The organism is Brachybacterium kimchii (genome assembly GCF_023373525.1).
Lineage (GTDB): Bacteria > Actinomycetota > Actinomycetes > Actinomycetales > Dermabacteraceae > Brachybacterium > Brachybacterium kimchii.
In genome coordinates this window covers 3,531,923-3,547,107 of sequence record NZ_CP097218.1, presented here as the reverse complement: position 1 = coordinate 3,547,107, position 15,185 = coordinate 3,531,923, and the positions used below count along the sequence as shown (strand labels likewise).

Here is a 15,185-nt window from a genome sequence, read left to right as displayed (position 1 = left end):
TCCGCCCTCCTTCCTAGAGCTCGACGGGTCCGAGGCCGACGGGCCGGATCGACGGGTCGGCCTGCAGCCAGTCGGCGATCGCGCGCGGGCGCACGTCGAAGCGGTCCAGCTGGTCCACGGGCAGCCAGGACGTGCCCACCTGCCAGGCGTCCATCGCGGTGGTCGCCTCCGCGCGGGGCTCCTCACCGGGCTCGAGCCCGCACCAGAAGCCCACGTTGAGCTGGTGGAACAGCGGGATCTGCTCGCGCCCGAAGTCACCGAGCTCCGTGCGGAACTCCCACACGCACGCGACGCCGTGGACGCGCACGCGGGCGCCGATCTCCTCGGCGCACTCGCGCACGAGCGCCTCGGCCTGGGTCTCGCCGTACTCCTGCCCGCCGCCGGGCAGGTCGAAGGCGTCGTGGCCGTCGACGTCGGAGCGGTTCATGAGGATCGCCCCGTCGCGCAGGATCAGCGCCTTGACGCCGACGCGGGGACCGAGGGCGTGCGCGGGGTGGGCCGCGGGCCGGTGATCCCCCTGGCTCACCCGAGGGCCTCGCCCGAGAGCGGGTCCTCCCCGCCGTCGGTGCCGTCGAGGTCGACGGCGTCGGCCGCGGTGTCCTCGTCGGGGCCGCCCAGGGCGTCCACGTCCTCGGTGTCGCCGTCGAGCTCGGAGACCTCCTCCGCGTCGTCCCCCTCGGAGACCATCTCGTCGCCGTCGCGGTTGCCCTGCTCGGCGGCGGCCGAGTCGTCCTCGCCGAGGGTGCTCGGGTAGTCCGAGTCGTAGAACGAATCGTCCTCGGCGTCGCGGTCGCGCTCCTCCTCGAGGATGTCGTCGGCGCCCTCGATGCCGGTGCCCTCGGGCCCCTCGGCACCGGGCTCCACGTCGGGGTCCTCGTCCTCGTCCTCGTCGTCGATGGCCGCCTCGAGGCTGCTCTCCTCGGAGAGGTCCGACGGCGTCGGGTCGGTGAGGTTCGTGAGGTCCTCGTCGTACTGCTCGGTCATGATCGACTCCTCCGTCTCGGGAACTCCCCGAGTCTACGGACCTAGAGTGGACCCCCGTGGCATCCTCCCCTCTCTCCTTCTCGCTGGGCCGCGCTCCGGGCTGGGCGCTGCCGGTCGCGCTGGTCGGCGGGCTGCTCTCCGCCGTGCAGTCGCGCATCAACTCGCGACTGTCCACCGAGCTCGCCGACGGCTTCACCGCGTCGGCCATCTCGTTCGGCACGGGGCTCGTGATCGTGCTGGTCATCGTGCTCTCCCGGAGGTCCCTGCGGGAGCGCGCGGCATCCTTCGGGCACGACCTGCGCATCGGAGCCCTCCCCTGGCCGCTCGCGCTGGGCGGGATCGGCGGGGCGACCTTCGTGCTCGGACAGACCTTCAGCGTCGCCCTGATCGGGGTGGCCCTGTTCATCGTCTGCGTCGTCGCCGGCCAGACGGTCACCGGACTCGTCGTCGACCGCGTCGGCCTGGGTCCCGGCGGCGTCCGCCCGCTCACCGCGCCCCGCCTGATCGGGGCCGCGCTGATGGTGCTCGCGGTGGGGCTCGCGATGTCCTCGGGCGTGGGCGTCGACGTCCCCTGGCCGCTGCTCGTGCTGCCCGTGGTCGCGGGGGCGGCGATGGGGCTGCAGCAGGCGGTGAACGGCCGGGTCTCCCAGCACACCGGGCACTTCATGATCGCCACCCTCGGGAACTTCGTCGTGGGCACCGCGCTGCTCGTGCTGGTCGCGGTGGTCCACGCCCTCGCCGTCGGGCACGGCCCCGCCCCTCTCCCCGCGAATCCCCTGCTCTACCTGGGCGGCACCATCGGCGTCGTGTTCATCGCCATCGCGGCGCAGCTCGCGGCCCCGCTGGGCGTGCTCACCCTGGCGATGACGACGATCGCGGGGCAGATCGTGGGCTCGGTGCTGCTGGACGTCCTCGCCCCCACGGGCACCGAGCACCTCACCCCGCTCACCCTGCTCGGCGCGTTCCTCACCCTCGTCGCGGCCGCCGTCACCGCGGGCATCGGTCCCGCGCGCAGGAGGCGCGACTCCTGACCTCGCCCGGATCCTGACCGCCGTCCGCGCCTGCGGGTGCAGAATCGGGAGGCATGGAGCATCGCGAGCACCGCATCGAGGACCACGCCCTGCTGTCCGACCGCCGAGGGTCGGCCCTCGTCACGCGCGAGGGCCGCGTCGACTGGCTGTGCATGCCGCGCTTCGACTCCCCCGCCGCGCTGTGCGCACTGCTGGGGGACGACCGCAACGGGCACTGGACGCTGGGCATCCGCGGCGGCGAGGCCACCTCGCGCCGCTACCACGAGGGCACGATGATCCTCGAGACCACGTGGCGGGGGCCCGACGGGACCGCGCAGGTCATCGACATGATGCCCTCGGACATCACGCCCGAGGAGTCCGCCGAGGACCCGTCGGCCGACGAGCGCGCCGATCTCGTGCGCCTGGTGCGCTGCACCGAGGGCAGCGTCGAGGTCGAGCAGGAGCTGCGGATCCGCTTCGAGTACGGCGACGTGGTCCCGTGGGTGCGGCGGCGCGAGGACTCGGACGGCGCCTCGGTGATCTCCGCGGTGGCCGGCGCGAGCGCACTGGCCCTGCGGGGCCCGGGCCTCACGGCGAGCGACCACGTGCACACGGGGCGGCACATGCTGCACGCGGGCGAGGAGCAGGCGTGGACGATGACCTGGCATCCCTCGTGGACGGCGCTGCCGAGGCCCGTGGACCCGCAGGACGCGATCGAACGCACAGCGGCGGCCTGGCGCGAGTGGCTGGGGCGCGTCGAGGTCGATGACCGATACCGGCCGGAGGTGACGCGCTCGCTGCTCGTGCTGCACGGCCTCTCCGACGTGATCGCGGGCGGCATCGTCGCGGCGCCCACGGCGAGCCTGCCGGAGGACTTCGGCGGCGAGCGCAACTGGGACTACCGCTACTGCTGGCTGCGCGATGCGGCGCTCTCGCTCGAGGCCCTGCTGGCGCACGGGCACGTGGAGGCGGCGGTGGGCTGGCGGGACTGGCTGCTGCGCGCGATCGCCGGGGACCCCGAGCACATGCAGATCATGTACTCCATCTCCGGGGAGCGCTCGCTGCCGGAGAGGGAGCTGGCGCACCTCTCCGGTTTCGCGGGCTCGCGCCCGGTGCGGATCGGCAACGGCGCCGCGGCCCAGTACCAGGGCGATGTGGTGGGCGAGGTGCTGGTGGGCTTCGCGGCCATGCGCGAGACGGGGCTCGAGGAGACCACGTGGTCGTGGTCGCTGCAGCGCGCACTGCTGGAGTTCGCGTGCACGCACCTGGAGACGCAGGACCAGGGCCTGTGGGAGATGCGCGGGGAGCCCGCGTTCTTCACGCATTCGCGGGTGATGATGTGGGCCGGCTTCGACCGGGCCGTCCGCGGCGTCGAGGAGCTCGGACTGCGGGCGAAGGACGGGGAGCTCGAGAGGTGGCGGGCGGCGCGGGACCGCCTGCGGGACGAGATCCTGCGCGAGGGCGTGGGGCCCGACGGCGCGTTCACCCAGACCTACGGCAGCACCGAGGTCGATGCCTCGCTGCTGCAGCTCGCCCGGATCGGCTTCGTGGATCCGGAGGATCCGAGAATGGTCGCCACGGTGCGTCGGATCGAGGACGAGCTGATGACCGAGGGCGGCCTGGTGCTGCGGTATCGCACGACGGGTCAGGACGGGCTCAGCGGGAACGAGAACCCGTTCCTGGCGTGCTGCTTCTGGCTCGCCGAGTACTACGCGCGGGCAGGTCGCACCGAGGACGCCCGGCAGATGCTGGATCGCGTCCTGGCGTGCGGGAACGACCTCATGCTGTTCTCCGAGGAGTACGACGACGCGCACCGACGCATGGCCGGCAACTTCCCGCAGGCCTTCAGCCATCTGGCCCTGGTGCGCGCGGTCGATGCGCTGTGCGAGGCGGAGGGCAGCGCCGCGCGCTGACCCGCCGGGATCAGAACGGTGGTGGTGGTGCGCCCGGCGGCGCACCCTGCGGTGGCCTCTCGGGCGGGGGCTCGTCCCGGGTGCGCTCGGCGTGCTCTCGCAGAGCCGCGTCGCGCTGGTCCCGGAGGGCCTGGATCCGTGCCCAGGAGTCCTCGAGGTCCTTCGCGATCGCGGGGGTCGCGAGGTCAGTGTCGTCCTCCTGGAAGATCCGCATCTCCTCGCCGATGCTCCAGAGGGTTCCGGTGCGGCCGGTCGGTGAATGGGAGGCGTCCACGCGCACCGGGTCGATCCGGCGAGCGGTCTTCAGAGCATGGTGCTTCCAGCACAGCAGGTGGAGGTTGTCCACGGCGGTGCTGCCGCCGTGGAGCGGATCCTCGTGGTCGTACTCCTCGATGTGGTCGGCCTCGGTCGCGCAGGATGCGGGGCGCCGGCAGCCGGGCACCGCGCAGGTCGTCATCCGCACGCGCAGGTGCTCCCGCATGGCCTGCGGCGCCGCGTAGCGCTCGGCGGGCGCGGGGAGGAACTCCCCGGTCACCGGGTCGGTGAGCAGCCGGTACCAGGCGTCCTCGCCGGCGGCGAGCTCGCGGGCCATCTCGGCCGGGATCGGGATCCGACCGTCGAGCATGCCGGGGGCGTCGCTGTGGCCCATGAGGGACAGCAGCGGGACCGTCACGTTCATGCGGAACGACGCGGCGCTCAGGCCCACGCCGTCGGTGTCCAGATCTGCCGTGGTCAGCAGGTGGTAGCGCAGCTCGGACAGCGACAGGGGCCGTCCCTGCTCGGCCGCGCGGCCCTGCGGGTCCAGGGGGACCTCGACTCCGGCCTCGAGTGCGTGGCGCTGGGCGGCCTGGAGAGTGCGCGCGGCATCGTCCAGCCGACGGGCGAGCTGCAGCAGCTCGGGGACGGGGCCGACGATCCGCAGGCATGCGGTGCCGTCGTCCCCGCCGTGCTCGAACTCGACCCGGCGCCGCGCCTCGACGTCGAGGCGGGGCGGGAGCTCGCGTCGCTCGAGGAGCGTCGCGACGACGGTGCCGAGGCAGCGGCTGAAGTGCTCGGAGGTGATGCCCGGGTCCCAGGCGCTCACGGTCGCATCGACCAGCGTCATCTCCTCGTCGGTGAGGCCGAGGGTGCGGCGCAGCAGCTCGCGGAACCAGGCGGCGGGGAACTCCCCCGCGCGCAGGCGGGCGAAGATGCGCGGGCAGAGGTCGACGCCGCGGTGTCCGTCGCGGATGCGACGGTAGGCGACGGTGTCGGAGCAGCGCAGTGCGGCCGCGACCAGCAGGTCCTCGCACTGGGCGTCCTCCGCGGTGCAGCCGCCGGTATCGCGGCCGCGCCAGGACGGCGCGAGGGCGGCGAGGGACTCGGCGAGCTCGCAGGACTCGCGCACACCCTGGTCCCAGATGCTCTGGACGCGCTCGGTGACCTCGAGGGTGGGAGAGACGTCGACCCGGGCGGCGACGGACTCGCGCGTGAGGGGACGCGGAGAGCGCGGACGGATGCGCTGGACGGGATCCTGGGCGGCACGCTCGGCCTGCTGGGCGCGCAGCAGCTCCTCCCTCTCGCGCGGGAGCACCATGCCGGGGAACAGGGCATGGTCGCCGAGGATCTCCTGGCGCGGGCCAGGGTCGAGCGCGGTCATCCTGTCCCCCTTCCCTCCACGTCGAGGAATCGAACTCTCGTTCGATTCTCCGGCCATCGTATCGGGCGAAACGGACACTCGGAAGAGGGGCAGCGAGGATGTGGACAAGGGGGTGATGGGGAGGAACGGGCGCACCGAAGACCGGGCGGACCAGGGCCGTGACCAGCGTCGCCACCTTGGGGCACGGCAGAGAGCGCCGCCCCCGCTCACTCCCCCGCGAGCACCCTCCGGATCGCCTCGAGCGTCGCCGGGATCCCGGCCTCCGCAGCCTTCCGGCGCGTCGCCATCTCCTCCTCGGCGCGCCCGCCGTAGCGCTCGGCGAAGGTGGTCTCGAACAGGGGCGTGGTGCGCGTGTACTCGGTGAGCAGCGTGCGAGGCTCGCCGGCCCCCTCCGCGCGCTCCATCCGGTACCCCCATTCCGCCCGGCCGGGGCCGACGGACCACGCGAAGCGCTCGCCAGGGACGTCGGCGACGACCTCGGAGGTGGTGTGCCACTCGCGCTCGGGCGTGCGGTTCCACCCGGTGAAGCGCGCGCCGACGCCGCGGGTCTCGTCGTCCCATGCGCAGCGGTAGCACTGCTGGCTCCATTCGCCAGTGCGGGTCACGTCGCTGAGCAGGGCGTACACGTCCTCAGGAGCGCCCGGGACGATCAGGGAATCCTCGATCTCGTAGGTCATGCCCCGATTCTGCCCCGAGCTCCCCGTCGCGCACTCGACGCGAAGAGTTCGCCTGCTCGTCACCTGCCGACGGGAGGGCCCTGCATACGGTGGTCCTGCAGCCGCAGCTCGACGAGAAGAAGGAGGTCGCCATGAGCATCACGGATCGGATGCGCACCCTGCTCCACGGGGACGGGGCGCACGATGCGCACGCAGCGCCCGTCGACGACGTCCTGCGCGCCGGAGCGCCGGCTCCGAGCATTGACCAGCAGGTCGACATGCTCGCCGCGCTCGGCCTCTCGCTGCGAGAGCACGTCACGCCCGCGGCCGTCGCCCGCGCCGTCCAGGCCGCCTCGCGCCGCGACCTCGAGCTCGTGCCCGATGCGGACGAGCAGCCCGAGACCACTCCCCCTGTCCCCGGCCTGCAGCGCTGCGCCTTCTGGTGGCTGCTGCACGAGCGGATCGACGGGCGCTACGTGATCGGCGGCCGTCACCGCGTGCTGCCGCCCCGCGCGGACCTCTTCGGGGAGTCCACGCCGAGCGCCGAGCAGCTCGAGCGCAGCATCCACAAGGTCGCCCAGCGCCTGTGCTCGGACACCGGGGCCCGCCTGCCCGAGATCGAGGTGACCGACCTGCGGGTGCGCTCGCAGCTGCTCACCACCGCCACCGTCCGCCTCGACGGCCGCCCGCACATCTGGTCCGACGTGCGCGACCGCGACTTCGTGCGCACCCTCGCGCGCGTCTGCTCGAGCGATGAGCAGACCGTCATGGTCTTCGACGACCACGGCGCGGACACCCACTGGACCCGCCCGATGGTCGACGTGCTCGTGGTGCCGACCGCGCACGTCGGCGGCGTCGCCGCGCTCCTGCGCGAGCACGTGCGCCCTGCCGTCGCCGCGGCGCACGCGTGGATCGACCTGCCCTACTCGGGCCGGGACGAGGCGGTGCGCGCGGGACTGCGCGGCACCGGGCGCCGTCGCTCGAAGCGGACGACGCCGTGGGCGCCGCCCGCGCTCGTCCGCCGCGCTGCCTGAGACTCCCTGCCGGAGTCCCCTGCCTACTTCCGTCCGGCGATCGCCGCGCTGAGGCGGTCGGTGAGCGCACGGTCCACGGGCAGCTCCACGTCGTCGAGATGCGTGATCGGGCAGGCCAGCCGCACCGAGGAGAGCAGCCAGGCGCCGTCCGCCTCGGCCACCTGCGCGAGCGTCATCAGCTCCTCCGCCGCCTCGGCGCCCTCGCCGCGCACGAGCTCGAACACCGAGCCGAGGCTCGTACCGGGCAGCACGCCCGCGTCCACGGGCGTGGTGAGGAAGCGGTTCCCGCTCTTGACCAGCAGGGTCGACGTCGGCCCCTCGAGCGCGTACCCGTCGGAGGAGACGAACAGGACCTCGTCGGCCCCGCGCCGCGCGGCCTCGCGCAGACCGGCCATGTTGATCGCGTAGGAGAGGCTCTTGGCGCCCGCGAGCAGCCACGGGCTGGTCTGCGGCGCGGTGGTGGGGATGCCGCGGTCCAGGGCCGCGACGCGCAGTCCCGCCCGGGCGGCGGCGTAGCTCGGGGCGGCGTCGGCGAAGACCCAGGCGGTGGGGCGCGACTGCCCCTCGACGCCGCGGGAGACGACGATCTTCACGAGCAGCTCGGGGACCGGCAGGTGCGCGGTGACCGCGGCGTCGACGGCCTGGGCGAGCACATCCAGATCGAGCGCGGGCAGGTCGAGCATGCGGGCGCTGCGCTGCAGGCGCTCGAGGTGCGGCGTGAGGTTCGCGGGGCGCGAGTCGAACACGCCCACGGTCTCGAAGACGCCATCGCCCCTGGTGGCGGCGAGATCGGTGACGCGCAGCTGCGGCGCGCCCTCGTCGACCAGGCGGAAGGCCGGGCGAGCCTTGAGCTCGGGATCGGCGGCGACTCCGGGGATCATCACCAGGACGGCAGGACGAGAGGACACGACGGCTCCTTGGATCGGACGGGGAACCCCCGATCCTACGCGCGGGCGGCGCACGCGGCCGCGCGCCGGTTCACTCCCCCGTCACGACCACCACGAGGCCGTCCGCGCGCCAGGCGATGCCGATCTCGAGCGGGTCGCCCGGGAGGTCGGCGTCCATGACCTCGACGCGCGCGCCGGGCGCGGCGCCGCGCAGGTCGGCGACGGCGAGGGCCTCCGCGGGCGCCTCGATGCCCGAGGGGGCGTCGGCGGCCAGGGCGACGGCGCGCTCGGGGTCCTCGGCGAACAGGGGCGCGAAGAAGGACTCCTCCATGCGGTCGGCGACCAGCTCGGCGTCCACCGTCTCGTCGGCCGTCGTGGTCGCCGCGAGATCCAGCGCCTCCGTGAACCGCTGCACGTAGTCGACGAGGTCGGGGGCGACGAGGGTCAGGGCGAGGTCCTCGCCGATCGCGAAGACCGGGCCGGCGGCGCCGTTCTCATCGATCGCGAGGACCACCGCGACGTCGTCGCCCTCGTACAGCGGCGTGAAGGAGACCGGGTCGGTGAGGATCGTGAAGGGGCCCAGGTCGCTGCGCTCGTCGACGACGATCATGAGCGCCGCGTCTCCGCCGACCACCCGGATCCCGCCGAACTCGTCGGCGATCCTCGAGAGCACGGGCGGCAGGTAGGCGCGGGGGTCGCCGGCGACGCCGCCCGCGAGCCCCGCGGTGCCCGGGGCGCCGTCGCTCTGCTCGTCCTCGGCCTCGAGCGGGGCGATGAGCTCGAGCACGCCCTCGTGGCGGGCGGCGAGCGCGGTCAGGCGGTCGATCGGCCCGCGCAGGGGCTCGATGGGCAGGGGCGCCGCGTCGTGCGGCCAGTCGAAAGCGGGCATGAGCTCATCGTGGCACAGGAGCCGGTCGGGACGGCCCTACATCCCCTCGCGGTCGGGCACCACGCGCGCGATGTAGGGGACGCGCCCGCCGCCGAGATCCCCGAGGCGGCCGTGGGGGTCGACGACGATCACGCGGTGCCCGTCGGCCGCGAGGCGCGCGAGGCCCTCGTGGAGCATGCGGCGCCCCACGTCGTTGAGGGTGGAGACCATGCCGATGTCCACCACGACGTCGCCCTCGCTCGGGTCGATGCGCTCGAAGTGCCGCAGGGCCATCTCCGCCGAGGCGAAGTCCATCGCTCCCTGCAGCACGACCAGCCGGCGGCCGCGCAGGGTCCTCTCCCGGCGCCCGATGACCTCGAGGGACGGCTCGGGGATCCGCATCAGGTGCAGGTTCATGTCGCGGCTCAGGCGCTCGAAGACCCTCACCCCGCGCACCGAGTTGCCGAAGCGGTCCAGGCGCGGGGAGAAGGTGCCCGCGCCCACCTGCCCCGGCAGCGCGCCGAGGATGCCGCCGGCGACGCCCGACTTCGCGGGGATGCCGACGGCGGAGAGCCAGTCCCCCGCCGCGTCGTACATGCCGCAGCTCGTCATCACCGAGAGCACCTGGCGGGCGACCTCCTCGGGGACGACCTGCTCGCCGGTGAGCGGGTTCGTGCCGCCGCGGGCGAGGGTCATGCCCATCACCGCCAGGTCGCGCACGTCGACGAGGGCCGCGCACTGGCGCGTGTACCCGCGCACCGCCTCCTCGGGGGAGCCGGAGATGATGCCGTTGGCGCGCACCAGGGAGGCGAGCGCCAGGTTCCGCCAGACCTCGGACATCTCGGAGGCGAAGACGTCCTCGTCGACCGCGAGCTCGCGGCCCGCGAAGGCGCCCAGGCCCTCGATGACGCGGGCGGTGCGGGCGTCCTCGTCGAGGTCCGCGGGGCCGACGAGGGTGTGGGTGGTGATGGCGCCGATGTTGATCATCGGGTTCTCGGGGCGGCCGGTCCGCTCCTCGAGGCTGATCTCGTTGAAGGCGTCGCCCGACGGCTCGACCCCGACCTTCTCGAGCACCGCGTCGATGCCGTGGTCGCGCAGCGCGAGCGCGTAGGCAAAGGGCTTGGAGATCGACTGGATGGTGAAGCGGCGCTCGGCGTCCCCCGCGCTGTAGAGGGTGCCGTCGGGGGTGCACAGGGCCACGGCGAGGTGGTCGGGGTCGGCCGCGGCGAGCTCGGGGATGTAGTCGGCGACGGCGCCGTCGTCGGCCGCGCACTCGGACAGGATCTGCTGGAGGTACTCGCCGACGGGGGAATGCATGGTGCCTCCTGGGGCGGGGTCGGATGGGTGCTCAGCTGCTCCGCACCCGGTGGGCGGGCGGTCCCGGACGGGTGACGAGCCAGGTCGCGGCGCGCCCGGCGACGGGGAAGGTGTCCGCGTAGCGGTCCACCCAGTCGACGGCGAAGCGGTCCGCGCGCTCGGCGGGGACCATCGCCCAGACGCTGCCGCCGAAGCCCGCGCCGAAGGCGCTGGCGGCGTCGGCCCCCATCTCGCGGGCCAGGCGCTGCAGGGCGACGGTCTCGGGGGTCTGGTTGCCCAGGCCCTCCTCGGCGAGCTGCTGCGACTCGTCGACCAGGCTCCCGAAGGTCGCGAGGTCGCCGGCGGCGAGCGCGTCGGTCGCCGCCGGGATGATCCGCTCGGACTCCTCGAGGAACTGGGAGAGGCGGGCGGAGAGGTAGGTGCCGGGGTCGATCAGGGCGCGCAGCTCGTCAGCGGCGCCGGGGTCGGCGGCCACGACGTCTCCGAGCGTGGCGTCGTGGCGGCCCGTGCGCTCGTTCCAGATGCCCACGATATCCCGCGCGGAGAGGGAGACGCGGTTGTAGTGCTCGAGGGCGGATCCGGTCTTCTCCGCCTGCACCCCGGACACGGCGATGACCAGGGCGCGGTCCTCCGGGAAGGGCACGGCGCGCTCGAAGCCGACGGGACAGAAGGAGTACTGGACCATCTGTCCCTCGCGGCCGCACAGCATCGCGACGTGGTCCTCGCTGCCGCCGAACGTGCCCACGCCGCGGTGGCCGGCGAGCGGGCCGTAGCTCTGGCCGTTCTCGACGCAGCCGAGGTATTCGGCGAGGCGCTCGCGATCGGTGACGACCTCCCGGTAGGCGGGCTCGTCGCCCATCCGGCAGAGCTCGCCGTAGGCGAGGGCGAGGCCGACGACGAGCGCCGAGGAGCTCGACATCCCGGCCGCGAGCGGCAGGTCCGATTCGATGCTGATCTCGGCGCCCCGGGAGCGGCCGGGGAAGTTCGCGCGCAGCCGGTCGACGACGGTGCGCACGTACCCGGACCAGTGGCCCGCACCGAGCCGTCCGGAGGGCTCGGCGTCGAGGTCGATCTCGAGGGTCTCCCGGGCGATGGAGCTCGTGACCAGCAGCATGCGGTCCTCGCGGGCGCGTGCGGTGACGGTGTGGCCGCGGTCGACGGCGGCCAGCAGGGAGCGCCCGCCGGCGTAGTCGGTGTGCTTGCCGAGCATCTCGACCCGGCCGGGCACGAACCAGGCGACCTCGTCGGGCAGTGAGGAGGACGCGGTCACAGGCGCACCTCGATGCCCGCGAGCGCCTCCTGGACCGAGGCGATGTCACCGCGCGAGGACATGTCGAGCACGCCCACGGCGGCGGGCACCACGGTGAAGACCTCGCCGCCCGCGACCTGACGGCGCACGGCGTCGATCACCTCGTACTCGCCGCGCGGGGAGGGGTCGATGCGTGCGCAGGCCTCGAAGATGCCGGGGGTGAACAGCCAGGCGTTCATGGAGACGGGGGCGTCGTCGCCGAAAGCGGCAAGGGTCTGCTCGTCGGGCTTCTCGACGATGTCCCGCAGGCGGCCGTCGGCGTCGACGTCCACGAGGGCGAAGGCGCGGATGCGCTCGGCGGGGATGTTCGACTGCGCGACGAGGGCCTCGCGGTCGAAGCCGACGAGGGCGCTGCCGGGAGCGGCGGCGAGGGCGCGCAGGGCGTCGGCCGGATAGTGGTTGTCGGAGTTCAGGACGATCACGCGCTGGTCGCCGGCGAAGTCGCGGGCGGCGGCGACCGCGTCGGCGGTGCCGCGAGGCTCGGCCTGGACGGCGGTGGTGACGGTGACGCGGCCCCCGCTCGTGCGCTCCGCGTACTCGCGCAGCACATCGTGCTCGGGGCCGATGACCAGGCACACGTCGGTGACGCCGACGTCCGCGAGGGCGCTGATCACGAAGTCGAGGAAGGGGCGGCCGACGTCGATGAGGGCCTTCACCCCGCTCGCGGCGACCGCGGCCTGCTTCTCGTCGACCTGCGCGCCGTCGTCGGCCCTCCGCATGCGGGTGCCGAGCCCGCGGGCGAGGATCACGGCACGGGTCACCGGGGCGGCAGGGCTCGTCGTCGTCGCGCTCACGGGGACGAGTGTAGAAGGCTTCACGCGGGAGGGCCGGGAAGAACGCACGCCGGCGCGCGCGATCCGTCTCCGGTCAGGCCGCTCGGTTTCGCCCGGCGGGGCGCAGCCTCAGGGCGGAGACCAGGAAGAAGATGCCTCCGAGGACGGCGTAACCGCCCACGGAGGTGAGCGCGGACGAGCCGTGGAGGCCCTGCAGAAGGAAGGACGCACCGGCGAGGACGGAGATGCCACCGCTGAGCATCTGCGGCACCTGCCCACCGAGTCGCCTGCGACGGACTGCCGCGAGGAGCTGGGGCACCCCGGCACCGATCGCCCAGAGCCCCCAGACGACCAGAGCGCTCGCGGGCGAGATCCCGGCCGCGATGCCGACCGCGACGGCCACGACCACGCTGACCCCGATGTTCACGCGCTCTGCTGGGCGCCCGCCCCCACCGGGCTCCGTGCGACGCAGCTGCCAGAGGACCGCGGCCGCGTCGAACAGCGGATAGATCACGAGCAGTGGGACGAGCACGGGACCTGTCCCGACTGCGAACAGCACGAGCGCCCAGACCAGCGCGAAGACGAAGCGGACCAGGTAGAGGCCGCGCAGCGCTGCGGCGACCGATGCGGGGACTGCGGAGGTGGGGAGGGCGTTCTGTGCCATGACGAGTTCCTTGTCTGCGATGCGCGCGGCGGAATGCCTGTCGCGGGAGAGCTCCGAAGCCCGCCATTCGGTAGAGTAACTAGTTCGTCTACATGAGGCAACATAGACTCTCGGCGCGCATCAGCGCAGGAAGCGAGGTCTCTCATGGGACAGGCCGGGACCCCTCCGTCGTCGACCGCGACGCACTCGACGCAGAGAGCGGGGCGCACGCAGACCCGCGAGCGCATCCTCGAGAGCGCAAGCGGCCTCTTCTATGCCCAGGGCATCCGCGCCACGAGCGCCGACCGCATCATCGAGTCGGCGGGCATCACCAAGGTCACCTTCTACCGCCACTTCCGCACCAAGAGCGATCTCGTGGTCGCCTACCTCGAGAAGCAGGCGGCCGAGGAGAGGGCGTGGCTGACGGGTCTGCGCATCCAGGGCGCTCCCGACAGGACCCTCCGGGAGCTCGCCGCGGGGATCGGAGCGGCGAGCTGCAGCCCGGGCTTTCGAGGATGCGCGTTCATCAACGCCGCCGCCGAGTTCGCCGATCCGGACGATCCTGTGCGCGCCGTGGTCCACTCCCAGCGCTCATGGATGGTCGGCCAGTTCGAGGAGATCTCGAAGGAAGCGGGCGCATCGCGACCCTCGGAGATCGCGCGCGAGCTCATGCTCCTGCGCGACGGCGCGATGGTGAACGGCTACGTCGGCGAACCCTCGACCGTGGCGCACGCGCTGGGGGCCGCGTTCGCCTCCGTCATCGCGTCCGCGGAGCCGCGCTGACGGTCCACGACGCCGTGTAGAGTTGCGCGGGTCGTCCCCACCCCGTCCACCCGAGGAGATCCGCCCATGGCAGGCGTGCGCGCACGCTCGAACGGCGCCCTGGAGGCGCTCGTCATGCGTGCCCTCTGGCAGGCCGACGAGGCGCTCGGCGCCCGCGCGATCCTCGGCACCTTCGCCGACCCCGTCCCCGCGTACACGACCGTCCTCACGGTGCTCACGCGCCTCGAGGAGAAGGGGATGGTCGAGCGGGAGGCGATCTCCCCGCGCAAGGTGCGCTTCCGCCCGCGCGTCAGCAGCGCCGAGGCGCACGCCCGCGACATGGTCGAGACCCTCGACGAGGCCGACGACCGCCGCGGCGCCCTCCTCGCCTTCGCCGACACGCTGAGCAGGGAGGACATCGAGCTCATGCGCAGCGCGATCGACGCGCGCCGCCCGCGGGGCGCCGCCTCGTGATCGTCCTGCTGCTCGTGCTCGCCGGGGCGCTGCTGTGCGCGCCGGCCTCCGTGCTCCCGCTCGTCGCGGGCCGCTGGCAGGTCTGGCATCCGCGGCTCGCGCTCGGGCTGTGGCTCGGCGTCGGCGCGGCGGGCCTCGCGCTCGCGGCCGGCTCGGTCCTGGCCGCCGGCCTGCTCGTCGCCTTCGCAGGGCCGACGGGGGCCGCTTCGGTCTCCGCGTCGGCGCGTGCGCTCGCGCTCGCGCTGCTCGCCTGGATCGGGCTGGGCGGCGCCGGGGTGCTCGCCGCGATGGCGCTCGGAGGCCAGGGGCGGGGCGCATCGGGCGAGGGCACCGCCGCCGATGCCGACGCCGCCGCCGAGGACGCCCTGCTCGACGCGGAGGGAGCCGGCACCGCTCGCCCCCTCGCGCACCGCTCCCCCGCCACCGTGCGCATGGCCTTCGACGCCGAGACCGGAGCGGTGCTCTACGAGGTCGACGACCCGCGCCTCATCGCCCACGCGATCGGCGGGCGCCACCCCGAGATCACGGTGTCGCGGCAGGCCCGCGAGGCGCTCACCGCCGCCGAGCTGCGCGGCGTCCTCGCCCACGAGGTCGCCCACCTGCGCGGCCGCCATGCGGAGATGCGGCGGCTGTGCGCCTGGCACGCCGCGTGCCTGCCCCGGCGCTCCGCGCTGCGCCGCCTGCTGGTGGGGCGCGTGCACCTGCTCACCGAGCTCGCGGCCGACGATGCCGCCGCCCGCGCCGTCGGCGAGGGGCGTCTGCTCGCGGGACTGCGCGCCTCCCACGCCCTCGTGGCCTCGCCGGCGCTGCTGGTGCGCGCCGAGCGCCTCGCCGCCCGCGGCGCGGAGGACCGTGTGACCTCGGCTCCAGCACCCCTTCCCGGCCCGGCCGGGAACGTCTACACGAAGTAGAGTTC

General features: G+C 73.8%; 16 protein-coding genes. 6 read left to right on the top strand and 10 right to left on the bottom strand.

The genetic code is table 11. The features are described 5' to 3' along the window. Positions 1–13: 13 nt before the first annotated feature. Complete coding sequence (locus tag M4486_RS16125) at positions 14–526, bottom strand: NUDIX domain-containing protein (protein ID WP_249478299.1); 513 nt, start codon at positions 524–526, stop codon at positions 14–16. Beyond that, positions 523–984 (bottom strand): hypothetical protein, encoded by a 462-nt coding sequence (locus M4486_RS16120; RefSeq protein WP_249478298.1) that lies wholly within the window; start codon positions 982–984, stop codon positions 523–525. Before M4486_RS16120 ends, M4486_RS16125 begins: the two co-directional genes overlap by 4 nt. A 56-nt stretch (positions 985–1,040) precedes the next feature. Here M4486_RS16120 and M4486_RS16115 point away from each other — a divergent pair, with 56 nt between their 5' ends. Together M4486_RS16115 and M4486_RS16110 are read left to right on the top strand one after the other, a co-directional pair. Next, entirely contained in the window at positions 1,041–2,015 is a 975-nt protein-coding gene (locus tag M4486_RS16115) for a DMT family transporter (RefSeq protein ID WP_249478297.1), read from the top strand. Between the two features lie 53 nt (positions 2,016–2,068). Then, positions 2,069–3,907, top strand: a complete 1,839-nt coding sequence (locus M4486_RS16110; RefSeq protein ID WP_249478296.1) for a glycoside hydrolase family 15 protein — start codon at positions 2,069–2,071, stop codon at positions 3,905–3,907. 10 nt (positions 3,908–3,917) lie between these two features. On the opposite strand, the gene M4486_RS16105 is transcribed toward M4486_RS16110, so the two are convergent. Next, complete coding sequence (locus M4486_RS16105; protein WP_249478295.1) at positions 3,918–5,546, bottom strand: HNH endonuclease signature motif containing protein; 1,629 nt, start codon at positions 5,544–5,546, stop codon at positions 3,918–3,920. A gap of 206 nt (positions 5,547–5,752) precedes the next feature. Beyond that, on the bottom strand, positions 5,753–6,223 hold the full coding sequence (locus tag M4486_RS16100; RefSeq protein ID WP_249478294.1) for an SRPBCC family protein: 471 nt from the start codon (positions 6,221–6,223) through the stop codon (positions 5,753–5,755). A 131-nt stretch (positions 6,224–6,354) separates the two neighbouring features. Here M4486_RS16100 and M4486_RS16095 point away from each other — a divergent pair, with 131 nt between their 5' ends. Next, a complete protein-coding gene (locus tag M4486_RS16095) occupies positions 6,355–7,236 on the top strand; it encodes a hypothetical protein (RefSeq protein WP_249478293.1) in 882 nt (293 codons plus the stop codon). Between the two features lie 23 nt (positions 7,237–7,259). Here the strand turns inward: M4486_RS16095 and M4486_RS16090 are convergent, their stop codons facing one another. The 6 genes from M4486_RS16090 to M4486_RS16065 all read right to left on the bottom strand — a co-directional run bounded on the left by M4486_RS16090 (position 7,260) and on the right by M4486_RS16065 (position 13,054). Beyond that, a complete protein-coding gene (locus M4486_RS16090) occupies positions 7,260–8,144 on the bottom strand; it encodes an aminotransferase class IV (protein ID WP_249478292.1) in 885 nt (294 codons plus the stop codon). A 70-nt stretch (positions 8,145–8,214) separates the two neighbouring features. Beyond that, a complete protein-coding gene (locus M4486_RS16085) occupies positions 8,215–9,012 on the bottom strand; it encodes a hypothetical protein (RefSeq protein WP_249478291.1) in 798 nt (265 codons plus the stop codon). A gap of 36 nt (positions 9,013–9,048) precedes the next feature. Next, on the bottom strand, positions 9,049–10,308 hold the full coding sequence (locus M4486_RS16080; RefSeq protein WP_249478290.1) for a glutaminase: 1,260 nt from the start codon (positions 10,306–10,308) through the stop codon (positions 9,049–9,051). A gap of 31 nt (positions 10,309–10,339) precedes the next feature. Continuing rightward, positions 10,340–11,578, bottom strand: coding sequence for a galactokinase (locus M4486_RS16075; protein WP_249478289.1), 1,239 nt, complete (start codon positions 11,576–11,578; stop codon positions 10,340–10,342). Continuing rightward, positions 11,575–12,411: a nucleotidyltransferase family protein gene (locus tag M4486_RS16070; protein ID WP_249478288.1), complete on the bottom strand. Its 837-nt coding sequence runs from the start codon at positions 12,409–12,411 to the stop codon at positions 11,575–11,577. The genes M4486_RS16075 and M4486_RS16070 overlap by 4 nt, the downstream gene beginning before the upstream one ends. Positions 12,412–12,484: 73 nt before the next feature. Beyond that, the gene (locus M4486_RS16065) at positions 12,485–13,054 is read right to left on the bottom strand and encodes a hypothetical protein (protein ID WP_249478287.1); all 570 of its coding nucleotides are present in this window, start codon (positions 13,052–13,054) and stop codon (positions 12,485–12,487) included. Between the two features lie 144 nt (positions 13,055–13,198). Between M4486_RS16065 and M4486_RS16060 the strand changes: the two genes are divergently transcribed. From M4486_RS16060 to M4486_RS16050, 3 genes are all read left to right on the top strand, one after another. Beyond that, complete coding sequence (locus tag M4486_RS16060; protein WP_249478286.1) at positions 13,199–13,816, top strand: TetR/AcrR family transcriptional regulator; 618 nt, start codon at positions 13,199–13,201, stop codon at positions 13,814–13,816. Between the two features lie 66 nt (positions 13,817–13,882). Next, positions 13,883–14,269, top strand: a complete 387-nt coding sequence (locus M4486_RS16055) for a BlaI/MecI/CopY family transcriptional regulator (RefSeq protein ID WP_249478285.1) — start codon at positions 13,883–13,885, stop codon at positions 14,267–14,269. Further along, positions 14,266–15,180, top strand: coding sequence for a M48 family metalloprotease (locus tag M4486_RS16050; protein WP_249478284.1), 915 nt, complete (start codon positions 14,266–14,268; stop codon positions 15,178–15,180). Before M4486_RS16055 ends, M4486_RS16050 begins: the two co-directional genes overlap by 4 nt. Positions 15,181–15,185: the final 5 nt, after the last annotated feature.